This window comes from Ruegeria sp. CJ9, assembly GCF_056536625.1.
This window is the reverse complement of sequence record NZ_JBQFPY010000006.1, coordinates 1-23,626: the sequence shown is the minus strand read 5'-3', so window position 1 is coordinate 23,626 and position 23,626 is coordinate 1. Positions and strand designations below refer to the sequence as shown.

The window sequence follows — 23,626 nt, the reverse complement described above, 5'->3', positions numbered from 1 at the left end:
ATTAAAACACGATTTTATGGAATTGCCAGATATTGCAGAACTGTTATGCATTAATGCATGAATTGGAACGCTATCAATTTCGATTGGAACCAGGCACGGTCCTTTCTTGCAACGGCAGAAGAAGGTTCGTTTTCCGCGGCGGCGCGCGTGCTTGGGCAGACCCAGCCAACTGTGGGTCGGCAAGTCGCCGCGCTGGAACAGGCGCTCGGCGTCACCTTGTTTGAAAGGGTTGGCAAGTCGCTTAATCTGACAACCGCTGGTGCTGAGCTGTTGGTACATGTCAGTGAAATGGCAAATGTTGCGAATAGGATTTCTCTGACTGCAACAAGCCAGTCACAAGCCATTGAAGGGCAAGTCAGGATCACTGCGTCCGACGTGATGTCAGCCTATCAGCTTCCGCCTATTCTTAAGCAGATCAGGCTCGCGGCACCGCGGCTTGAGATCGACGTCGTTGCGGCAAACGATATACGAGACATACAGCGGCGTGAAGCAGATATTGCAATTCGGCATGTTCGCCCAACACAGCCGGACCTGATTGCAAAACTGGTGGCAGAAGCGACGGCACATTTTTACGCCGCCCCTTCGTACCTCGAACAGGTTGGACGACCAAGAAATGAAGAAGAAATTGCCAAGTTGGATTTCGTCGGTTTTGGAGACATTGACACGATGATTGGATTTCTCAATCCGGCTGGCATCGAAGTAACCCGCAAGAATTTCCGGATTGGATCGCAGAGCGGGATAGTGTCATGGGAGCTTGTGCGCCAAGGCTTCGGCATTAGTGTTATGTCAGACGATGTGGCGGCCCTTACGCCCGGTGTGGAGCGTGTTCTGCCCGAACGCGAGCCGTTCAAGTTTCCTATCTGGTTGGCCACACACTCTGAGTTACAAACAGCGCGAAGGATCAGGTTGGTATTCGATCAGCTCGCAGACCATCTCGGCTCGCGGACAAATTATTGAACGTGAGTTGGTCTGGTGTGTGAACTGGAACCTGCTTCGGGCTCAAGGCAGTCATCTGAGTCTTTCTGTCAGATAACGGCTTAGGAACGGATAGCGGTCATTGTTGGTGGTCATTCCGAGGAATTTCGCCTGAAGGTCTGCATTGAACGCGCAGCGGACGTTCGCTGAAATCTGCTGAACGGCAGAAATGCGGGACGAAGCCGCCGCTGCGAGATGCTGGGTGAAGGTCCGCTTTGGTTAACTCTGGGAGTGGAAGCACAATGTAGAGGACGGCCGGATGAGGTCCACACAACATTGCCAAATTATTCAATGCAGGATGACTGCCTAAACGCGGCTATGGGGATCAAAGTTTGCGAAAGGTCTGCCGAGAATCCGCCACTGTTTTCATCGATCAACCCAGCCATTTGGAATAGTCGCTGACCAACAGATGTGTCGGAGCGACATCCTCCTGAATCTCGGCAAATCGGCCAATTGGGTCACGAAAAATATTGTCGGTCTCGTCGTCATTGACGGTCGAGACCTCGCCTATCAGCACATCCCCGCCTTCGCCCCAGAACGCGTGCCAATCACCAGGACGCAGGGTAACGTTTTCACCCGGTGCCAGGCGCGGCTTCTCGCCCGGTTGATAATGATGTCGGAAGCCGTCCAGCCATACCACACCGCCGCGATCCTCTGCAAAACCACCCGCGTTGCCTGAGCCGAAAAGCTCAACAATCAGAGTTGCGCCACCGCGGTTGATGATATCCTCAGCTTTCAGAACATGCGTGTGCATGGGCGACAGCTGGTCCTGCCTTGAAATCAACAGCTTCTCGGCGTAGCACATGCCGCCGCCCTTGGCCAAATCACTCTGTAACCGTTGCGTAGGGTAAAGAGGAACAGGCCCATCTTGTCAAAATCACCGTCACCATAATCGGTGATGTCCCAACCGCACCTTGCATCAATCACGTGACGGGCATCACTTTCACGGGCCTTAAACTCCTTGGGTGTCCAAAAGGCAAAGGGCGGCAACGTGAACCCGTGAGTGCGGATCATCTCATCTGCTTGGGCCATGATTTCATTGATGCGCGAACGCTTCATGCCGGCACTCTTTTGGTTTTGAGGATTTCGATTACCATGGCTGCGGTCCACGTAAAGCTGCCGCCGCCACAAGGTTCACCACTCATCGGGTCATAATATTCTGCAAAGCCGCTTTTCTGAATAAGCTTTAGGCTGTCGGCGAGGATGCGTTGTGCCATTTCCCCCTGCCCGGACTGACCTAGACCTTCAGCAATCAAATAATTTACGATTAACCATGTCGGCCCGCGCCAGTAGCGCAGGCTGTCAAAAGCGCCATCTGCCGGATCGTGACTGGGCACCAGATAGCCGCATCGCTGGCCCAACAAGGCGATCCTGCGTACCAACTCCTCAGCGCGGCCATGAGGGACATCGGCAATTGCTGCGAGTAGCCCTGCTACCGTGGGCGTGCTCTGCAGATGACCAGCAGCGCGGTTGTAACACGTGTATTGTCCAAGTGTCCGATTCCAAAGGCTTTCCAATGCCGCACGACCCTTCACGGCCATTGTTCGTGCCTCCGAAGCCATTGAGGTATCGCCCAGGACTTCGGCCAAATCCGCTACATCGTCGCAGGACCGTATCAGGATACCGTTGAAGCCCGGATCAACCAGCCGGAAGGGTGAGGCATCGTGGAGCTTCGCATTGTCCCAACCAAGCCCTCGGAAATGTTCAAGCAGCCAGATGTAACACTTGTATTGCTCGTCCGACGGGCGGTGATCAGGATTGGCGTGTGTCGTATCGCGCCGCGTAAATGGCGCGACGCCCTCGATCGGCATGGCTTCCAGCGCTTCATCCCAATCCACCGAGTTGTCTCGGCCAGACTCCCAAGGGTGAATGATTGCGACCAACCCCGTACCGTCGGGATCGCGGTCGCGATAGAACCATTGGTGCCACGCATGAACCTTTGGTAGGAGCTCAGCCAACCGTTCGCGCGCAACAGCCTTGTCGTTGGACCGATCGTAGAGCTTCCGCACAGCAAAGCCCGCGACCGCTGGCTGGGTGATGCCAGTCGTGGGTATAACTTGACCGGTTTTCCAGACTTCAGGGCCTGGGAAATATCCGTCATCGGGTTCATGAAAGATGATATGGGGCACCATACCATCGTCCCATTGATGAGCCATAAGAGTCTCGACCTCGACCCATGCCCGATTCATGTCAAAATGTGAGAAGCCAAGCGCGGACAATGCGCTGTCCCAATTCCACTGAAAGGGATAGAGGCCATGGGTGGGAACTGTATAGCTACCCCGGTCATTTCCTTCCATTACTTCACGAGCCTGATCAATCAGCGCTTGGCTCATATATCTTCTCCTTTACGCGACAGCCAAAGTGGTTTCGGGGTCAAACCAGCGACCCCGGCCTTCTTGCGGCGCCAGCGTAAGTACGTCACCAGGTTTCACGCTGAGCTCACTGTCCAGGACGGCGCGGAACTGGTGTCCGTCCACTTCACAAGTCACGAGCAAATGTGCTCCCAGAGGCTCCACTACTTTGGCTCGCGCTCCAAAACCCTGATCCGCAATGCGCAGATCTTCTGGACGGATGGCCCATTTAAGATCTTTTCCATTTGCCGGCCCGTCAAAGCTCTGTCCCAACACTGTCCAGCGACCAGAGCCCGCAGCTTCAGCGGGGAGGAAATTCATCGGAGGGTTGCCGATAAAACTGGCCACAAACTCGGCCGCTGGATCCCTGTACACTTCGATGGGTGAGGCTGCCTGAACAATTTTGCCCTGATGCATAACGCTGATCCGGTCAGCCATGGACATAGCTTCGACCTGATCGTGTGTCACATAGATGGCGGTGGTTTTGCTTTCGGCCAGAACGCCTTTCAACTCGGCACGCATCTCCATGCGTAGGAGCGCGTCAAGGTTCGACAGCGGCTCATCCATCAGGATCACGTCCGGCTCCATTGCCAACGCACGGGCAACAGCGACCCGTTGACGTTGGCCGCCGGACAATTCTCCCGAATAGCGCTTTAGAAGCTGTTCGATATGCATCAGCCCAGCAGTTCTCTCGACCCGGCGTTTGACTTCATCATCGGGCAGCTTTTGCATCCGAAGACCAAAGCCAATGTTCTCGAACACAGTCAGGTGTGGGAACACCGCATAGTTCTGGAACACCATCGAGATGCCGCGATCTTTGGGCGACAGGTGATCTACCCGGCGGCCACCGATCCAGATTTCACCGGTCGTAGCCGTTTCCAACCCTGCGATAATGCGTAAAAGCGTAGATTTACCACAGCCCGAGGCGCCCAAAAGGACCATAAATTCCTGGTCTGCGATGGTCAGGTTGATGTCGTGAAGAGCCTGGTAAGATCCAAAGTTCTTGGCGACGTTCTTGATCTGTATTTCAGCCATAACAGTTTCCTTTCAGCCACCGCTCAGCGGTTGGCGATGCCCCACATCGCAAAGAGATATTTGCGCACGGCGAAGATGAAGATCAGCGCAGGCACCACGAGGATAAAGCCGCCTGCAAATTTCAGGTGCAAAGGGGCCTCGCCCAGGGTCTGCAACAGGAACGCGGGAAGCGTCCGGTTCTCGATGGTCAGAACGGCGGCAGCGAACACTTCGTTCCACGAGATCACAAAGGCGAAAATCGCCGAAGCTGTGATCCCTGGTAGCACCAAAGGCAGGATCACCTTGGTGAATGCGGTCAGCCGTGTGCAACCCAATGTCCAGGCTGCTTCTTCGAGCTCCAGCGGGATACCCGAGAAGAGCGAAAAGGTGATGAGCACCGCGAAGGGGATCGCCAACGTTGTATGAACCAGCGCCAGACCAAAAGCCGTATCATCCAAGCCCGTACGGATGAAGAGAACTGCCAAGGGTAGTGCCAAAAGCGGAAGCGGGAAGGCCCGTGTCAGCAGGATCAGCAGTCGGAACAGTTCTTTCCCTCGGAAGTCGAACCGCGATAGCGCGTAGCCCGCGGGGGCGCCTATGGCGATGGACATCACCATCGTCATCAAAGCCACCACAACCGAGTTCCAAAGCGCCCTCAGCATCCCCTGGAACCCCATAAAGAACTCCAAGGATCCCATATTGAACTCCGGAATGAAGCTCTTGGGAAAACTGTTCACCGTATCCGGTGAAGACATCGTGTTCACGAACAGTAGGTAGAGCGGAATAATCACCCAAGCGCACAGCAGGATAACCCCAGCCCGATAGAGCCCCCTTCCCGCTTTGCGGGCGTCAGGGGCCACAACGTCTGCAACTGCCGTCATATCGTGGCTCCTTTCGGGACGCGCAGAGCGCGCATGATGATCAGAGTGAAGACGATCGAGATGATCAGAACGATGATCGCCAGCGCTGCTGCTGCTCCGCCATTCTGCAAGTCAAACTGATAGGCGTAGATTTCGCCCATAAGCACCGGGAATATCGTTCCCCCAAGGGCTGCGACCACAGCGAAGACTTCAAAGGCCAGAATGACACGCAGGACCAGGGCAGTTTGCAGCGATGGGCGCAGAAGCGGCAAAGTGATCCGGGTGAACTGTTTCCAGCGCGAGGCGCCAAACACATCCGCAGCCTCGTAGTATTCCTTGGGGATCAGACCGATGCCCGCCACAAGGATCACAAGCATAATCGCGGTCGCACGCCAAATCTCGGCAAGCATAATCGCCAGGAACACAACCCAGGGTGTTTGATAACTCAGCAAACTTACAGGTTGGTCAGTGACACCAAGCCCTACCATCATCGAGTTCAGAAAGCCCGACTGCTCGAAGATCGCCAACCAGATGATACCTGCAGCAAGGTCAGAAATTCCCAAGGGAATTGTCCAAATATACAGAACCAGATCACGGCCCTTTTGCATCTTGGTGACCATCGTGGCCATTAGAAGTGACAGCGCCAGCTGAATTGGCACCACGGCTGCGGCCAGAAGAAAAGTGTTCTTCATCGAAATCGGGAACTTCCAGTAGCTCACAACCTCGCGAAAGTTATCCAGTGAGAATCCGTTCTCAGTTCCAAACGCCTGCTGCGCCACTAGCGCAAACGGGTATAGGAAAAACAGGCAGAGAAACAGGGTCACCGGGAGGATCAGAAAGTAAGGCAATAGCCGCGCTTCCATCGGACCGCTCCTTTAAGTTGGGGATTTGCTGGGGAGCCGGGCCACAGCTTCCGCGGCCCGGCAGTCATGGAAGGTCTTACTCGACCGGGCAGGCACCTTCCGAAGGCGCATCTGGTGCCCAGCAAGGCGCGCCGGTTTCGGCCATGATCTTTTCCAGCTGTTTCTTTTGATCTTCCAGAACCTGCTCAATGGGTTGACCAGCCAAAACAATGCGTTCGAATGCATCCACGTATACACGGTTGAAGTCGCCGCCCATGCTACCCAGACCAGCGGGTAAAAGGCCGGGATTAGCATCCGCCGAGCTGCTCATCTTAGCAACCGCTTCGCCGGCAGCTTTGACCGAAGGAGGTAGGTCGTCTGGTAGCTCAACATCAACCACAGGGAAGAAGTTAGTGGCTTTAAGGGTTGCGATCTGTGTCTCGGGCTGCATCAGATAAGTCACCAAAGCTTTGGCACCTTCGGCATCCGGCGCGGTGCGTGGGATGGCAACACCTGCCAAAACAGGCATGAAGCCACGACCAGTCGGTCCAGCAGGCGCCGGGAAGGCGACGAAATCGTCGGGACGCTCATTGAAAGCCTGCGCAAGGCGCGAAGTATGATCAAAGACAATCCAGGCATCGCCGTTCAACAGCTGCTCCTGCATGAATGAGAAGTTGGTTGATGCGGGGTTCGTATGGCTCCAAAGTTCTTTGAACTTTTCCCATGCCGTCACAGCCTCGGGCGAAGCAAAGGTCCGCACAACACCGTTGGTGTAGGACGGGTAAAGATAACCTTGGAAAAAGCGGTGTTTCAGACCCTTGGGTCCCGCTGGAAAGCCGAACTTCTTCTGACCCGTCGCTTCTTCAACGTTCGCCGCCCACGCGATCAACTGGTCATAGGTCAGTGCATTGATGTCCGCACCTTCAGGCAGGTATTGCAGCGCTTCCGTATTGGCGGCCATGATATAGCTCGCCTGCATCCACGGCATATATTGCAGACTGTCGGTTCCCAGCTTAGCCAGATCATTGAAAGTGCCCGACGCCGACATGACGCCAAGATCGGAAAGGTCCATCAGGTCATCAGGGTTCATCGCCGAGAAGTTGCCATGCAAGGAACCCAGCAAGTCAATGCTGCCTGAGTCGGCTTGCAGCTCGGCTTGCAAGCGAGTGAGCCAGGGGCCATCTTCGTTCGGTTGGTAGTCCACCCCACCCTCGAAGCCACCAAGAACCTCAGTCCGCATAGCCTGCGCTTCTTCGGCGGGCCGGGCCTGGGTCGACCAGAACAGAGTTTCAGCTTGCACGGCAGCTGCGCCAACAAGCATCGCAACACCGGACACGGCACCCGACAGTTTCAGATGAATCGACATAATTTCCTCCCTATGTCTGAGGCTGACCGAAACCCGACAACCTCTCTCCCTCGCCGACACCTTTGGGTCAGTCTGCGGGCGAATGCAGTTAATATGATATATCGTTGTATCTTGAGTCAAGCCTGTTGCCGCCAAGCTTTCGCCATAATTTGCTTGCCAATTGCATACCCACTTGCGACTTTAGGCAAACGATATATCTAAACTGTGACCCATGAAGAAAAAACCCACCCTATCCAGCGTTGCCAAAGAAGCGGGCGTATCGGTTCCAACCGTTAGCCAAGTTATGCGTGACACCGGCCGAATTTCAGAGAAGACACGTCAGAAAGTCCTGAGCGCAGCCAAGCGTCTGCGCTACGTCCCAAATCAAGCGGCGGCTACAATGAGATCAGGGGACAATCGCGAGATCGGCTTTATCCTAAACAAATTGGCAAACCCGTTTAACGCAGAGGTTGTGAGTGGCGCCGTCGACTTGCTCGAATCCGAAGGGTTCATGGTGTCGATCCTCGATGCGCAAGGCGATCTTCAACGTCAAGACCGCCTTCTGGAAGCCTGCATCAGATTTGGCCGACGTGGTTTGATCTGGGTTCCGGCGCTCGACACAAGCGAAGTATCTATAGAGCTTCTGAATGCTCACGGTGTTCCCGCTGTGACATTCATGCGAAAGGTGTCGCAGTCTTTCGACCATGTCGGCATTCTAAATACCGAAGCCCTCGCACAAGCCACGCAGCACTTGATAGACTTAGGGCACAAGCACATCGCTTATTTTGGCGGCACCGAGCAATCGTCCGTGCGTGAAGAACGCATTGCCGGTTACCTTGGCACTTTAAAGCAGATGGATGACGTGCAGCCAATTGTCTGGCCATGCGATGAGAATAAGAGTGCTGGCGTTGACGCTATTGCCGCACTCCGTCACCAACACCCCGAGGTGACGAGTATTGTTTGCAACGGAGACGTTGTGGCGCTTGGCGCTTGCTTCGGCTTGATCCAGTCCGGATTGAAACCAGGGTATGACTTTTCGGTAGTAGGCTTCGATGACATCGAGGATGCGGCCGTCTCGACGCCCGGCCTCACGACCATGGCGATCGACCCGAAGAAGTTAGGCAAGCGGTTGGCCGAGGTCCTTCTGGACCGAATGCGAACACCCGATCTGCCAGTCCGTCATTTCGAGTATTCTGCGACTCTGACAATTCGAGGAACATCGGGAACAGCCCCTGACCACTAAAGTGTATATCTCAGTTGCTGTCGCAGGCGTTCATTGCAGTACCATGCGATGTTTGACATTTTGGGCTCGCTACGGACCTTCTCTGCACCAAGTCCGAATTGGCAGTGAGAGCCCTTAGCAGAAACTACGGCCGACATTACCGCCTGCCCGGTCTACGACTCCGGCAAATTGCGCGCACACGGCTAGGATGCGCGAACGTCCCAACCGACGGCGAAGCGGAAATCCGGTTCGCCCAAGGCACTCCTGTGGCGGGTCAGTTGGGCAATAAACGGAAGAAACCGCATAGTTTTTCGCCGACGCGATCTACTCTTGGATCATAAATGTTCTTGCAAGCCAGCGTATCGCTGGCTTTTTCTTTGCCATTGGAAGGAAAAACTTTGCTGCAAAAAAGGAATGTTGGGTGCAGCAATCGAGTTACCGCGCATTGATTTCATTGTGCTTTTTCGGGCGAAAAAGGAAAACCTTTGAGGGTCGAGCCAAATAAAACTGTTTGCATTTGAGCGGTGTAAGACAGCTGCTGCATAAAATTACCGTGGAAGCATATCTCTAACAATCGAGATATGGCATGCACGGCTGTTGTTGCCCCATGACAAGTACCTTATGCTGCGCCACTAAAGGGAAGTGTCCGGTTTCGTGCTATGAGCGTAGCACGGGGCCCGTTACGGCCACGGACGAACCAAGATATTAGTCATAAAGGCAGCAAAAACGTCAGAGCCGCCCTGCCCCCAGTGACCGTCATGGGGAAGCCAGAGCTGCTTTAGCTGGCTACGAGGAACGCCCGTAAAGGCCGCGCCCCCATCGACGAACTCTGCGCCAATATGTTCGGCAAATGCACGCGCGTTTTCCCTCCGACACAGATCGGCGTTGACGGCGCCATTGATCAACCCCTCACGGCTCCAGATGTAGACAACAAGGATCGGGAGGTCACGGTCCTGTGCATAGCTCTTAATGGAATCGAAAAGTGCAATCCTGTCTGGGTCGCTTTCCCCCACACAAGCTGTCCGTTCCGCCCAGTCCTCGTCATTCCGCCCCCGGCGAAACTGATGGACGACCGGTGTAAGCAACGATTTGACTCGATCGAAAACCACGAAGCGCCAGACTGGGTGAGACATTTGTTTTCCGCGAAGAACTGCATCAAACTCTTCGGAAGAAACGATCCATGAATTCTCAGGACCCGCACCATCCAGTGTTTCCATTGCCTCTGCAAGGTCTTTTGGGTGGTCGTCCCGGCTCCAACCTGACACCTGCATGGCAGCGCGGCGATTCTGATCTCGGTAGTCAGCATATCTGAACCGGCGCCCGAGATCCCATTTCCAGACCGCAAAAATCAACCCATCGAGCTCATATGGATCCTGTTGAAGAATGCCATCAATGATACTGGCCCAGTTTCCAAGCCCCCAACCGTCACCTGAAAGGTTCAATAAGGCGACATCCTCGCCCTTCATTTTCAGCAAATCTTCGGCCCTGTCAGGCCAATTGTGCGAAAGATAATTTCCCGCAGTGAATGAATCGCCTAGAACAGCTAATACGCGCTGATCCGGCGACTTTTTTTCGGTTGGAAAATCGTCCCTGTCAGGAAATCCCTGCGCGTTTCCCTCTATCGTGCCCAAAGAGCTTAGCACACCGTAACTGATCTTAAGGTATCGCGACGGGGTTTCCGTAAGTTTATATCCCATTACAGGATCAAACTGGACAGTTTTGCCTGCCTCTTCCGCAACCCAGATTGATTGCCCGCTTGAGAAGTACACATATGTAGAGACGGTAATTTCACATATGCCATAGAGCCCCACCGCAACCAGAAAATTGATCAATAAAATTCTCAACACTGACATTATCAAAACGCCCCTAAATCTCCAGTGATCGCTGACACTAGTCTGAAAATTATAGCCAATGTACCGCCTAGGAATGCTGTTTTCCGACCACATCACATTAGCTCATGTGCGATTTCTTACAATTTAATTTCTGCACATGGGACGTGGGACCAAAACTTGGCGATAAATTTCAAGTTCCATTCAAACTGAGCCTTTCTTGGGCGGAGCATTCAGGGAGGTTATCCCCTCAAGCATTGCGACCTAAAGTCTTAGCTGTTGTCGTAGGCAAATATTTCTGTGAACCATGTTCCCGCGCATCACGTTCGACCCAATTACAGAAACTAATTTCGCCAGGCAATTTGACAGATCACAAAACCGATGCTTACCTGAGCGCGACGCAAAACAGATAATCTAAATTTCCAAGCATTATCAGCGTTCTGAAGCACCATTCGTGGCGCCGTTAAAGCCAGACTTGAACCCTGGAGAATTTAAGATGGAATTGATCACTGAACAGCTCCGAGCCTTTCCGATCATGGCGCTTTTTCTCTGTCTTGGCCTGGGATACGGCGTCGGCAAGTTCCGGGTCGGCAAGTTCGAACTGGGTGGCATCGCCGGAACCTTGCTGGTGGCCGTTTTCGTGGGTCAGATCGGCGGTATCAACCTGAGTACGGATGTTCAGAACGTCTTTTTCTCGCTGTTCATTTTCATGGTCGGCTACAATGGCGGCCCGCAGTTTTTTGCGGCTCTGAACCGAACCGCCCTGACCAAGCTGCTGGCCGCGTTCATGATGACGCTATGGGGGCTGTTCTTCGTCATCGTCGTGGCTCGATTGGCGGGGTTGGACAAAGGGCTGGCCGCCGGGTTGGCCGCCGGAGGGTTGACGCAGTCAGCGATCATCGGCACCGCCGGCAATGCCATCGACTTGCTGGGGCTGGCAGCGGATGAGGCAGAAAAGCTGAAAACCAATATCGCGGTGGGGTATTCGGTCACTTATATCTTTGGCTCAATCGGTCCGATCCTAGCGGTCAGCGTTATCCCGATCATCATGCGTGTCGACCTGCGCCAAGAGGCAATCAAGCTGGCTCAGAAGCTCAGCGGTGGCGGTCGCAAGCTGGAGGAAGGTGAGTTCCTTCCGATGAACCGTTTTGATGCCCGCGCCTATCAGGTGAATGCAGACGCCGCGATTGCAGGCCAATCGGTCAAATCCATCGAGGGCAGCTATGACGGTGATCTGGTCGTCGAAAAGCTGCTGCAGGACGGCGTCCCGGTGGATCCGACGCCGGGTACTTTGATCAGCGCAGGGGACGTGATCGTGGTTTCTGGCCTGGTCGGAACGCTGACACAATTCGAAGGTACAGCTAGCGGTGAAATCGGAGAATACCCGCCCGAACTGACCGTTGTGGAAGAGCGCCGCAATGTCGTGGTCACCAACCGCAAACTGACCGGCAAGACGCTAGTGGAATTGCGCGAGGCGTTGACGGCGGATCAGCGGCGGGGCGTCCACATCTCAAAAATCATCCGCATGGGCCATGAAGTGCCAGTGCTGCACAACACCGAAATCCACGCGGGTGACGAAGTCAGCATTGTCGGTCACAAGGATGATCTGAACCGGGTTGCTAAAATGGCGGGCTATGTGCCGCCCGCAGCCTCGGTCACCAACTTCATTGCACTGGGGATCGGCGTGGCTGTTGGTTATCTGATCGGTGAGATCAGTTTTGTCATTGCCGGTACGAAAGTGGCGCTTGGGTCCGGTCTTGGTTGCTTGGTAACCGGGCTAATCATCGGATACCTGCGCATCCGGCGGCCCAAGATCGGTGGGATCAATCGTGGGGCTGCGAATTTCCTACAAAGCTTTGGCCTGGCCGTGTTCGTTGGGGTTGTTGGCCTGAACGCGGGTAAGCCTGCGCTTGAAGCCATTCAGCAATACGGGATCACCTTGCTGTTGTTGGGCGTCGTGGTCACACTGATGCCGATGATCGTGCAGTTCCCGATCAATTATTTCGTCTTGCGTATCAAAAACCCGGTCGAGGCTTGTGCAGTGGTGACAGGGTCGCGGTCGGGTAATCCCGGTTTTGCAACGCTTTTGGAAAAAGCCGGGAATGCAACCCCGACGCCCGCGTTTACGATGACTTATGCGGTGGCGAACATATTCCTGACACTCTGGGGTCCGTTGGTTGTGGCATTCGTGCCGTAAGCTACATCAAAACGATCACGATGACCGAGCCCCACAGGGCCAGCAAGACGTTGCCCACGGCATAGCCAAGACCATAGCCCAGGGTTGGAACCTGGCTCTGCGCCGCTTCCTGCACGGCAGCCAGACCGGGGGCCGAGGTCCCTGCCCCGCAGCAGGTGCCCGCCAGAACGCCCTCGTTTATGCCAAAGACCTTGCACCCAACAATGACCGCCGACCCATGGGCCAACAACACGATGGCCACCGACCCGAAGATCAAAGATGGCCCGCTTTCGATCACCCCGGTCACAAAGCTCGGCCCCGAGGTGATGCCCACGCAGGCCACAAACACGCACAAACCAAGCGAGTCGAAAATCCACAGCGTTGCCTCAGGCACAAAGCCGAATGTGCGGTGGACCGAGCGCAACCACCCCGCCACCAGACCGCCAAGCAGCACGCCGACCGACGTCCCAAGCCCCAGTTCTATCGCGCCGTACTTCAACGCGGGGATACCGATCAACCCGCCCATCAGGATGAAAAAGGCCACAAAAACCATATCGGTCTTGCTGGTTTCACGGTCCAGATAACCAAGGCGTGCAGCGGCATCCTCGATATGACTGCGAGTGCCCGAAACGGTCAGCACGTCACCCTTGTGCAGGGTCACGCCGCGAAAGATTGGCAAACGCTCGCCGCTGCGCATGATGCCGCGCAGGTAGATGGTGCGCGCTTCGGGACGGGCGGACAGTTCAGCCAGGGTCTTGTTGACCACCTCGTTGTTGGTCACAACGATGTCGTTGGTTTGAACCGGCAAGTCCAGAAGTTCAGGATCTTCAACCTCTTCCCCCAATAAGGCGGTGTGTTCGATCAGATAGGATCGCACGCCGGCGATGGCGGCTATGTCACCCTCTTGCAGCACCATATCGCGTGTGGTGGGCAGGATCTTATTCCCCCGGCGGATACGATCGAAAAACGCGCGGACATGTTCGGGCACGCGGGCCTCAAGCTCGGAAATCCTGTGGCCGACGAATTCGGGATTGATACGATAAGCGCGGGCTTCGAAATCGCGGTGTTCGGACACCATCGGGGCGTCGTTGCTGTTCAACCCGGCCTCGTATTCTGCGCAGGCCTCTTTCAGCGACCTGCCATAGAGCCTGGGCGCCAGCTGCGTGTGGAAAATGATGGTCGCAATGACCCCGACGAAGTAAGCCACAGCAAAACCGGTGGCAATCTCACCGTCGAAAATGGCTTGCGCGGTCTCGTCGGCGCCAGCTTTGGCAAAGGCGTCAATGGCAACACCCAAGGTCGCGCTTTCCGTGACACCGCCCGCTAAAAGCCCCGCAGCAATTCCAACGGACAGCCCCATAAGCGGAGCTAACAGCACCGCGACCAACAGCGCCACAACACAAAGCAACACTGTGATGGCAATCTGCGGCAACGCACTAAAGTTCAAAGACCGAAAAAATTGTGGCCCGGTTCGGTACCCAATGGAGAACAGAAACAGTAAAAAGAACGCCTGTTTCAGGTCATCTGAAACGACCACACCGGTCTGGCCGACCAGAACACCGGCCAGAAGACAGCCCGCCACCGATCCAACGGTAAACGAGCCGATGGTGATCTTGCCTAGCGCATAGCCAAGGGCAAGGCTGCAGAACAAGGCCAGCGCAGGATGAGGGCCCAGGATCGACCCGATCAACTCCATGATAAGCTCCCCTTCCCTGCGGCTCTGCCTCAGCCGTGTAGCGGCAATCCTTTCGAGGCCCGATAGGCCTGTACATAGCCCACAGCCACCGCCCGCACGGCACGCCCAATTTGGCGATAGGCGCTATCGTCCAGATTGGCGAAAGAAACACGTGCCGACCAGTTCGGTGCATCAAAGCCCGATCCGTTCAACAGCACGATCCCATGGTCCTGCGCCAGCTTGAACGAGATATCCAGCGGGTGGACGTTTTCCTTGATCCACACCACCACCTCTTCGCCAACATATTTTCGCAGCCAGAATTCGAAATCAATGATGCCGTAATATTTGTCGAACAATGGGTTGTCGGGCACGTCGATACCCATCCCCTCGACCAGTTCATCGAAACGGTGTTTCAGGATACCCCAGCAGAACTTCTGATATCCCTTATCTTCGTCCATCAACTCGACCAGCGAAAACAGCGTCATCATCACCTGCTGCGGCAGGGACAGGCCTGCCGTGTGGTTCAGTGCAACATCGCGGCTGTCGGCGACGATCCGGTCGATGAACTTGAACGACGACGGATCGGGGGTCAGCGTCTCGTATCGCGCATTGACGACGGTCTTGGTTTCCTCCGGAGCCTCGGCAATCATCTTGTCGAAGATGTTGTTTTCGGCCACCAGAATGGCCCCCAGACGCCACCCCGTGCAGCCAAAATATTTAGAGTAAGAATAAACCCCGATGGTGTTCTCGGGCAGATGACCCATAACGGACTGAAAGTTTGGAACGAAGGTGCCATAGACGTCATCAGTCAGGATGATCAGGTCAGGCCGCCGGGTTTTGACGAATTCGACCAGTCGAGCCATGACCTCGGGGCTGATGGCGACCGAGGACGGGTTGCCCGGGTTGACCAGGAACAACGCTTTTACTTTTGGGTCGGACAATTGCTCAAGATCGTCATCGGTCAGCTGGAAATGGTCCTCTTCTTCCGAGGACACGTCCACCACATTCAGCCCGTAATCTTCAAGCACCGGCATTTCCAGGTAGGGCGTGAAAATCGGCGTGCCCAGCGCAATGGTATCGCCCGCACTCAGCAACCGTTGGTTTTTGAGCGCCTTGAAAATATAACACATCGCGGCAGTGCCGCCTTCGACCGCGTAAATGTCAAACTTGGCATCGGGCCGGTGCCCCGCGCACATCGCCCACATCACGTATTCATGGACGATGGCTTCGTTATGCGCCATGCACCGGTCCGGCATTGGATAATGATCACCGACGATGCCATCGGTGAGTTCCAGCACGAAATCGTCTGGGGTAAAACCGAATTTCTCAATCGCGAAATCCACCACAGCGGCCAGAGTATCTGCGCCCGGAGGGCCGTTCTTCGCGATCGAGTCCGCGCAATAGGCGTTGAGCCGATCATAGCAACCCGGCCCCTGCGGCATCCCTGCCAGACCGACCAGCGCTTCGTTGCGATGGCGCTGTGCTTCGGTCATGGCGAACTGACCCAGCAGGAAAAACGCCTCGCGCGCTTTGGAGGCGATCCAGTTTGGATTGCCACGCCCTGCGTTCAGATAAGGCAGCGCCATCTGGCGTGACTCTTTCTGCGCCAGCTTGATCAGTTCGTCTTTGATTTGAAAAGGACTTAGGTTTTCGAACTTATGCAGGTCCAGTGTTTCTGACATGGCATCAAACCCTTGCGTTAAAACAATCGGAAAAATTCTATCGGATCGTACGCAAGGATTCGCATGTGTGTAAACTGTGTAGCCAATCGCTGACGTTGGGATAACTGCGCAGCGGTCAGTTGATCCGGGTCGACGCCGCCAGCGCACCGGCCAGCGCATTCTGAATCTCGCCAGGGAATTCCCGCCCCATTTCATGCAGCCCTGCAGCAACCCAGCCCACAGTATGCCCCCGGCTACCAATGTCATTCGCCCGAACTATCGTCGGCGACGTGTGCTCGACGCTGACCAAAGCCATCGACCGCTCAATCTCACTTTCGGTCAGCACCATTTTGACGGCACTGAAAATATCCATCGAAACCTGCAAGGTCTGATGCTCAAGACGATGCGCAGCGCCCGTCAGCATACGGGTGCAAAAGGCTGACAGGAAATACCAGCGAAAAATGGAAAAGACACGGTCCTGCAACTCACCATGTACTGCGGCGCCATCTTTGGCTGCGCAGGCGACCTGTTCAAACGCGGCCTCGGCGGCTTTGGATGCCCGGAATATCTCGCGCTCGCGCTTTGCGATCGAGATGACACGCGGTGCAATCTCTGTTGCGGCTTCGTGGGATTCCAAATTCATAGATGTCCTCCAGCATCAAAGTCTAATGAGGACATGGAAATTCTAAAGGAAATCCGAATGCGATTTAACGCCATTTTTTGCAGAAAACATCCCTTTGTTGGCGAAATAAAAAAGTCACGACCAGCTATTTAACACAAACATAACTAGCGGAAAGGATGTAATTACCAGCAGGTATGTTGAAAACATGCACATTAAGATTGGGGCAATTTGCGCGGTTTCGACCGAAAGATACATAGAACTGACACGATCTTGTAATAGTTATGCCCATTTCCGCATCTATGAATACCTAATCCTGCTGATCAGTTTACGAGTTTGAATTTAACGAGGGGGTACGAGCGGGACCAGGGGGTGAGCGCCTGACCAACCGGACTCGCCTATAGGCAGAGCAGCTCCCCCCGCCGCTTACGGCCACATTTCACCGCGCCTATCCAGCAAATTGACCGGCACACAATACTGCTACGCACGTGGTTCTGGCCTTCATCGATAAAAAGCCCAATACTCGGATGAAGAGAGCTCATCTGAAATCAGGCAATACTTCCCAAATCGTTATGTCCAGACGCCACTATAACCTACCGCCCCTGACCACCTTGTCCGCCTTCGAGGCCGCCGCGCGGCATCTGAGCTTTAAGAATGCAGCCGAGGAACTGTCGGTCACGCCGGGCGCGGTCAGCCACCAGATCAAAGCGTTGGAGGGCGATCTGGAAACCACGCTGTTCCAGCGCAAGCATCGCGGCGTCGATCTGACCGAAGACGGCAACGCGCTTTACGAGGCGCTGTCGTCGTCATTCGGGCGTATCTCGAAAGTTCTGGCAACGATCCGTGACCGCAAATCTGGCGGCAAAGTCACGGTCGGATCGACCACGGCAGTGGCGGCGTTGTGGTTGTCACCCGCCGTGATCCGATTTTGGCGCGAAATGCCAGACGTCAACGTGGACCAGCTGTCGCAGGATCGCCCTTTTCGGGACCGACCGGATGTGGACTTCTTTATTCGCTACGGGCGCGACCCCGACCCGAACTTGACGCATACCCCCCTGTTCCGCGATCACCTGATCCCCGTCGCCAGCCCCGAGGTCGCGGACCGATTGGCTGGTGCTGACCTCGACGCGCTGGCAGCCGAACGCTTGATCCACATGGCCTCGGAAGACCGCACTTGGACCACCTGGCCGGAATGGTTCAAACAACTGGGATATGTGGGCACGATCCAGATTGACTCCAGGGTGAACAGCTATTCGGTTGCCCTGCAACTGGCGCGCAAGGGGGCTGGGCTGACGCTGGGTTGGCAACGGCTGATCCAGCCGATGCTGCAATCGGGAAAGCTGGTCGCCATTGGCCCGCACTATCTGACTGCGCCCAACCAATTCTACATTGTTGGCCGCCCGGACGAAGACCTCTCGGACAGCGCCCGCGCCTTAAAATCATGGATCATTCAAGAGGTTCAGGACGGTTCAGTTTAGATCAGATCACCCAGTGGTGAGGTTTTCTGATATTGAGAAAGGGTCACACCATCCGCCAATACGGAAAAGAACGCATCTAGCAACCCACAGGAGAGCCCGATGAACAAGCACAGCGCGCTGTCATCCGTTCTGAACGATGTGACCATCGCAAATGGCCTGCCGAATGAACACTATATCGACCCGGTTGTTTTTGCCGAAGAAAAGCGTTCGGTCCTCTTTGCCAATTGGTCCGGGATCGGGTTTGGTCTGGATGTCCCCGAGGTAGGCGATGCAAAACCCGTCGACTTTCTGGGTATGCCACTACTGATCGTCCGTGATCGCGACGGAGAGATCGGGGTTTTCCAGAACACCTGCCGCCACCGCGGCATGATCCTTGTGGATACGCCCCGCAAGATCGAAGGCGCGATCCGCTGCCCCTATCACAGCTGGTGCTACAGCCTGAAAGGTGAGCTGCGCGCTACCCCGCATGTGGGCGGCCCCGGTCAGAACAAGCACGAAAACGTCGATCACAAGGATCTGGGGCTGGTGCGTGTCCGGTCGTATGTCTGGCGCGATGTGATCTTTGTGAACGTAGACGGCAACGCACCCGAGTTTCAGGATGCCCATAGTGCCCTGCTGGATCGGTGGAAGGAATTCGAACAACCCCTGCATGACGGCGGCGAGATGGCCTCGTTCAAGCTGGAGGTCAAAACCAATTGGAAACTGGCGGTCGAGAACTATTGCGAAAGCTATCACCTGCCTTGGGTGCATCCCGGCCTGAACAGCTATTCCCGGTTGGAAGATCACTATAACATCGAAGTCCGCGGGCATTACTCCGGTCAGGGCACGCTGGTCTACCGGCAGCTAAAGGATCAGGACGGCACCACCTTTCCCGATTTTGAAGACCTGAGTGACAAGTGGGATGAAGGCGCGGAATATGTAGCCTTATACCCGAACGTCCTGTTGGGGGTGCAGCGCGACCATGCCTTTGCAATCTTGCTTGAGCCGGTCGACCACGAAAACACCGTCGAACATATCCGGCTGTACTATGCCAAAAGCGTTGAGGACACGCCGCATCTGGACGGGCTTCGCACCACAAACGCACAACAGTGGCGGGCCATTTTCGAAGAAGATGTCTTTGTTGTCGAAGGTATGCAAAAGGGTCGCCATGGGGTGCTGTTCGATGGCGGACGGTTTTCACCCGCAATGGACGGGCCGACCCATAACTTCCATCACTGGGTCGCAACGCAGATCGAAAACGGACGGGCGGAGTAACCTCTCGGCCGGCCCCTTTTGGCAGGAGGTCCAATGGAAAAAGACGAATTGGATCGCCTGCTGTTAAAGGCCCATGAGCAGGACGATCATGCTGCCCTGATCCACTATTACACAATGGCTGCGGATGAGCGCGAGGCGGCACAGGACATTGATGCCGCGTGTTTTTACCTAACCCACGCCTTTGTCTTCGCGCTAGAATCCGGTGCGCCCGAGGCCGAGACACTTAATGCACGCCTTGTCGCGCATGGTCGGGCACATCGTCTCGAATTTTAAGATTGGTGTCACGTCAGGGCGAATGCGCACCAGGCTATCCAAACTCCATGTGACCCCACGGGAAGCTGTTCAGACGTCTTAGGTCCCCTATAGTCAAATGAAACCGTCACGGTTGCTTTGGGAGGGGCAGGTGCATGGCGCACAGTGCGGAAATGCTGATCATTGGTGCCGGGTTCTCGGGGCTGACCATGGCAATCGAGGCACGCAAACGTGGAATCAGCGATATCGCCATCCTTGAAAAAGCGGGCGATATCGGCGGTACATGGCGCGAAAACACCTATCCCGGCGTGGCATGCGATATTCCCTCGCATCTGTATTCGATGGCCACGCACCTGAACCCGGACTGGAGCCGCGCCTATGCCGGTGGGGCCGAGATTCAGGCGTATCTGCAAAAGATCTGCTGGGATGAGGGCCTGTACGATCTGTGCCATTTCCACCAGCAACTGAAATCCGCGCGCTGGGACGGCGACCAATGGCAGGTGGAAACCGAGGGCGGGCAGCACTGGACGGCGCGCTTTTTGGTCTCGGCCATAGGAGCACTGCATCTACCGGATGTGCCCGACATACCCGGTGCTGACAGCTTTCCCGGGCCTAAGTTCCATTCTGCCGAATGGGATCACGACGTGGAACTTGTGGGTAAACGCATCGCGGTGGTCGGCACCGGTGCCTCAGCCGTTCAGTTTGTGCCTGAAATTGCGAAAACGGCAGCCCAAATCACCATCTTCCAACGGACCGCGCCCTACGTCCTGCCCCGCCCCGACGGGCCAATTGCACCGTGGGTTCGCAGCCTCTATAGGCGCATCCCCATCCTGCCCCGGATACGCCGCAAACTGATCTACTGGATTTTTGAGTATCGCCACCGTGTGTTTCGGGGTGAAGAGCGGATGGTCAACTTTGCCATGAAGATGTGGCGAAACGGGCTGGAGAAAGCGATAACTGACCCCGAACAACGCGAACGCCTGACCCCTGGCTACAGGATTGGATGCAAACGTATCCTCAGTTCGAATGACTGGTACACGGCCCTTGCGCGGGACAACGTGACAGTAATCCCGCACGGGGTGGCGACAATCGAGGGAGATCAGATCATCGCCGCAGATGGCAGCCGGACCCAAGCCGATGTATTGATCTGGGGCACAGGCTTTCATGTGACGGACGTGGTCGAGCGTCTGGACATCACCGGAACCGATGGCCTGACCCTGCGCCAAGCGTGGACCGATGGGATGCAGGCCAATCTGGGCACTGCCATCGCAGGTTTTCCGAACTTCTTTATTCTGTTGGGGCCACATACCGGATTGGGCCATAACTCGGTCGTGCTGATGATCGAAGCACAGGTCCGCCATATAGGCCGGGTGCTGGATCAGATGCAGCGCAACGGCTTACAGGCCATCACACCTGACGCCGCGAAACAAGAAGCCTTTACGCAGGAAATGCAGGACCGCCACTCAGACAGCGTCTGGCAAGCGGGCGGCTGCACCTCGTGGTATCAGGATGCCCAAGGCCGCAACACGACGCTTTGGCCCGGCACCGTATCCGAGTATGAAAAGCGCATGGCCCGATCCGGGCTGGAACAATATCACCCTGCCCCTCCCCCAGCCGGAGATCGTTGACATGACCACTCTTCTAACCATCGCCCTGCTGATCGTCGCATTTTTTGTCGGCATGAAACTGTGGACCCGCAAACTGACTCGCCAAGGCCAAATCCGAGTTCCGCAGCTTGGGGTCATCGCGCCCGTGAACGGCGGCAGCATCCATTATGTGGAAAAGGGCGATCCGTCGAAGCAGACCCTTGTCATGATCCACGGGCTGGCTGGGCAGTTGCAGCATTTCACCTATGCCTTAGTCGACATGCTGGCCGATGACTATCACGTCATCGCAGTGGACCGGCCCGGCTGTGGCTATTCGACCCGCGACAGTGCCGATCTGGGCCGTCTGCCCGAACAGGCGCGCATGATACAAGAGTTTCTGGACAGCAAGGACGTCACCGACGCTGTCCTTGTAGGCCATTCCTTGGGCGGCGCGGTGTCGTTGGCGATGGCGCTGGACCACCCAGAAAAGATCAAGGCCCTGGCTCTGCTAGCCCCTCTGACGCAAGTTTTGCCGTCGACACCCCAGGTTTTCAAACCACTGGAAATCCGCACGGAATGGCTACGCAGCCTGATCGGCAACACAATCGCTGTACCCGTGGCCGCCAAAACTGCACCACACACTCTGGACGTCGTTTTCGCCCCCGACCCTGCGCCTGCGGACTTTCTGGATCGTGCTGGCGGTGCGCTTGGACTGCGCCCGTCGGCCTTCATCACCGGATCGCAGGACGTCGTGGGGATTGATGACAGCATGGCGGCGCAGGTCGCCCGCTATGAGGAGTTAGCCGTACCCGGCGGCATTCTATACGGCACACAGGACGCTATACTTGCAGCCCACGCGCACGGCGATCCAATGATCCAGTTCGGCCTGTCAAACGAGTGGATCGACGGGGCAGGTCATATGATCCTGATCACGGCACCGGACACATGCGCCGCATTCATCCGCCAGATCGCAGAAACCAAGTATTTCGAAACCAAGGCGGCGCCCGAGACGGTTTGAACGGCGTAGAAAAGAATCCGGCTTTGACCGTGTTTTCCCTCTTGACCCGCCACAGCCCCTCGCTTAAATCGCCACTCACTCATGGCGGAGTAGCTCAGTTGGTTAGAGCAGCGGAATCATAATCCGCGTGTCGGGGGTTCAAGTCCCTCCTCCGCTACCAAAATCCCCTTGAAGATAAAGACATTACGTCCTGTGGCCAAAATCCTCCCTGCAGGTTATCCACCGGGACTGCAATGGGACAGCAACCCGGCGGAAGGGATTCTAACGCGGACCTAACTGATTGTCCTATCTATAAGATCGAATCCTCGGTCAGTCAGCATGCAGAACAAGCATTGGCCACCGCTGGCGTCAGCCCATGCGTCGCCAATCTGGCGCTTGGCTTCTTCCGAGTCGAAAAGATGCGCGCCCTTGTATTCGACAACCAAGATTCGCCCATCGTCGAGCATCGCTACAAAATCCGGATAGAACTTTCCGTGTGGTAGCTGGAGCCAGAAAGAGGTTTTCTTGTTCTCGATATTCCGAATCCAGTATTTCACCGTATCCAACCGGTCCAGATAGACGGCGCACTCGAACTCCTCGCCTTCGGCTTTCAAGTCGCCAATCAACGGGGTGTAATGCTTGTTGAACTTGGTGGCCCCGGCATAGGGCTGGTTGAAGGCGTAACTCTGCTCATCGAAGATCATGGACAGTTCTGCGCTGGTGGCAAACTGATCAGCGTGAGCGGCAAACAGGGCAGAGTAGTTGTCGGTTTCTCGATTGGATCGAAGATCGGAAATGAAACCTGCTACTACATTGCGCAGATCGCATTTGTTCCGTGCCAAGGTGTCCAAGTCATGGCCGCTGGCCAGCAGCTTGTTCAGGGCGCTCCCAAAAAACACCACCGCGCTCGGCTTGGTAATGTCAGGATGCTTTATACCCCGTCGATCCAGTTGGCCAGTCTGGGCAAAGTCCATGCTGGCTCTTGGATGACAGCAGCAAGCTCACCTTGGACGCGCGTGCAAAGTCGATCTCCACCTTGCCACTCTCGGATATGCCGATCTGACCAGCCTGGCTTTCATCAACGATCTTGAAACGGTTTGCGATATCCGAGGCGTCGCATTCATCAAGCCGTCAAGGTAGGTCAAGGAAATGCTCCTTGCTGAATAGCTGCAATTCGCCTTGCTTGCGGAAACCAAGCAACGGCACGATGAAGGGTGACTTCTCCTCTTCATCTGCCGCCGAGGTTTGGAAATCGTTGGACTTCGCATAAGCAACGAAAGAGCAGCAATTACGCCGAATTTTGCTTCCCCGAGAAGAATCGAGGAATCAATAACTACACATCTATTTGATTTACCAAGAAATATTTTTCGTGAATTGAGAGTGGTGCCCGGGGGCGGAAGTTCTGCTCCCGTTACAGGCACTTCTTCAGCCGGTCTCTCCAGCAAAACAAGGGGTATGCGACGGGCTGTGTCGCTGTCAACAGGCACCAT

Annotated in this window: 18 protein-coding genes, 1 tRNA gene and 1 pseudogene; 9 read left to right on the top strand and 11 right to left on the bottom strand. The window is 55.5% G+C overall.

What is annotated here, in order from left to right:
- Positions 1-57: 57 nt before the first annotated feature.
- Entirely contained in the window at positions 58-957 is a 900-nt protein-coding gene (locus ACR0AJ_RS13275; RefSeq protein ID WP_480663120.1) for a LysR family transcriptional regulator, read from the top strand.
- A gap of 391 nt (positions 958-1,348) precedes the next feature.
- Here ACR0AJ_RS13275 and ACR0AJ_RS13270 read toward each other — a convergent pair.
- The 6 genes and pseudogenes from ACR0AJ_RS13270 to ACR0AJ_RS13245 form a co-directional block, all read right to left on the bottom strand.
- A pseudogene (locus tag ACR0AJ_RS13270) lies at positions 1,349-2,034 on the bottom strand (D-lyxose/D-mannose family sugar isomerase).
- A complete protein-coding gene (locus tag ACR0AJ_RS13265; RefSeq protein WP_170350240.1) occupies positions 2,031-3,308 on the bottom strand; it encodes an MGH1-like glycoside hydrolase domain-containing protein in 1,278 nt (425 codons plus the stop codon). The pseudogene ACR0AJ_RS13270 and the gene ACR0AJ_RS13265 overlap by 4 nt, the downstream one beginning before the upstream one ends.
- A 12-nt stretch (positions 3,309-3,320) precedes the next feature.
- Positions 3,321-4,361, bottom strand: coding sequence for an ABC transporter ATP-binding protein (locus ACR0AJ_RS13260; RefSeq protein ID WP_480741062.1), 1,041 nt, complete (start codon positions 4,359-4,361; stop codon positions 3,321-3,323).
- Between the two features lie 23 nt (positions 4,362-4,384).
- Complete coding sequence (locus ACR0AJ_RS13255) at positions 4,385-5,221, bottom strand: carbohydrate ABC transporter permease (protein WP_117871523.1); 837 nt, start codon at positions 5,219-5,221, stop codon at positions 4,385-4,387.
- Entirely contained in the window at positions 5,218-6,063 is an 846-nt protein-coding gene (locus ACR0AJ_RS13250) for a carbohydrate ABC transporter permease (protein ID WP_170350238.1), read from the bottom strand. The genes ACR0AJ_RS13255 and ACR0AJ_RS13250 overlap by 4 nt, the downstream gene beginning before the upstream one ends.
- Positions 6,064-6,139: 76 nt before the next feature.
- Positions 6,140-7,408, bottom strand: coding sequence for an ABC transporter substrate-binding protein (locus ACR0AJ_RS13245; protein WP_480647889.1), 1,269 nt, complete (start codon positions 7,406-7,408; stop codon positions 6,140-6,142).
- A gap of 211 nt (positions 7,409-7,619) precedes the next feature.
- Here ACR0AJ_RS13245 and ACR0AJ_RS13240 point away from each other — a divergent pair, with 211 nt between their 5' ends.
- Positions 7,620-8,630, top strand: coding sequence for a LacI family DNA-binding transcriptional regulator (locus ACR0AJ_RS13240; protein ID WP_480647887.1), 1,011 nt, complete (start codon positions 7,620-7,622; stop codon positions 8,628-8,630).
- 659 nt (positions 8,631-9,289) lie between these two features.
- Here ACR0AJ_RS13240 and ACR0AJ_RS13235 read toward each other — a convergent pair.
- On the bottom strand, positions 9,290-10,462 hold the full coding sequence (locus ACR0AJ_RS13235; protein ID WP_170350235.1) for an SGNH/GDSL hydrolase family protein: 1,173 nt from the start codon (positions 10,460-10,462) through the stop codon (positions 9,290-9,292).
- Positions 10,463-10,934: 472 nt separating this feature from the next.
- On the opposite strand from ACR0AJ_RS13235, the gene aspT reads away from it, so the two are divergent.
- Positions 10,935-12,635 carry an aspartate-alanine antiporter gene (gene aspT / locus ACR0AJ_RS13230; RefSeq protein ID WP_170350234.1) on the top strand — a complete coding sequence of 567 codons (1,701 nt, stop codon included), beginning with the start codon at positions 10,935-10,937 and terminating at the stop codon, positions 12,633-12,635.
- 1 nt (position 12,636) lies between these two features.
- Here aspT and ACR0AJ_RS13225 read toward each other — a convergent pair whose 3' ends face one another.
- From ACR0AJ_RS13225 to ACR0AJ_RS13215, 3 genes are all read right to left on the bottom strand, one after another.
- Positions 12,637-14,310, bottom strand: a complete 1,674-nt coding sequence (locus tag ACR0AJ_RS13225; protein ID WP_170350233.1) for an aspartate:alanine exchanger family transporter — start codon at positions 14,308-14,310, stop codon at positions 12,637-12,639.
- 29 nt (positions 14,311-14,339) lie between these two features.
- Entirely contained in the window at positions 14,340-15,971 is a 1,632-nt protein-coding gene (locus ACR0AJ_RS13220; protein ID WP_480647885.1) for a bifunctional aspartate transaminase/aspartate 4-decarboxylase, read from the bottom strand.
- Positions 15,972-16,086: 115 nt separating this feature from the next.
- Positions 16,087-16,593, bottom strand: a complete 507-nt coding sequence (locus ACR0AJ_RS13215) for a hypothetical protein (RefSeq protein ID WP_480663112.1) — start codon at positions 16,591-16,593, stop codon at positions 16,087-16,089.
- A gap of 548 nt (positions 16,594-17,141) precedes the next feature.
- On the opposite strand from ACR0AJ_RS13215, the gene ACR0AJ_RS13210 reads away from it, so the two are divergent.
- From ACR0AJ_RS13210 to ACR0AJ_RS13185, 6 genes are all read left to right on the top strand, one after another.
- Complete coding sequence (locus tag ACR0AJ_RS13210; protein WP_170350230.1) at positions 17,142-18,047, top strand: LysR substrate-binding domain-containing protein; 906 nt, start codon at positions 17,142-17,144, stop codon at positions 18,045-18,047.
- A 99-nt stretch (positions 18,048-18,146) separates the two neighbouring features.
- A complete protein-coding gene (locus ACR0AJ_RS13205; protein WP_480741058.1) occupies positions 18,147-19,301 on the top strand; it encodes an aromatic ring-hydroxylating oxygenase subunit alpha in 1,155 nt (384 codons plus the stop codon).
- Positions 19,302-19,334: 33 nt separating this feature from the next.
- Positions 19,335-19,574: a hypothetical protein gene (locus ACR0AJ_RS13200; RefSeq protein WP_170359617.1), complete on the top strand. Its 240-nt coding sequence runs from the start codon at positions 19,335-19,337 to the stop codon at positions 19,572-19,574.
- A 134-nt stretch (positions 19,575-19,708) separates the two neighbouring features.
- On the top strand, positions 19,709-21,181 hold the full coding sequence (locus tag ACR0AJ_RS13195; RefSeq protein WP_480647882.1) for a flavin-containing monooxygenase: 1,473 nt from the start codon (positions 19,709-19,711) through the stop codon (positions 21,179-21,181).
- Between the two features lies 1 nt (position 21,182).
- Positions 21,183-22,157 (top strand): alpha/beta fold hydrolase, encoded by a 975-nt coding sequence (locus ACR0AJ_RS13190; RefSeq protein ID WP_170377306.1) that lies wholly within the window; start codon positions 21,183-21,185, stop codon positions 22,155-22,157.
- Positions 22,158-22,240: 83 nt separating this feature from the next.
- Positions 22,241-22,317: transfer RNA gene (locus tag ACR0AJ_RS13185), tRNA-Met, on the top strand.
- Between the two features lie 112 nt (positions 22,318-22,429).
- On the opposite strand, the gene ACR0AJ_RS13180 is transcribed toward ACR0AJ_RS13185, so the two are convergent.
- Entirely contained in the window at positions 22,430-23,110 is a 681-nt protein-coding gene (locus ACR0AJ_RS13180) for a hypothetical protein (RefSeq protein WP_480741057.1), read from the bottom strand.
- Between the last annotated feature and the right edge of the window lie 516 nt (positions 23,111-23,626).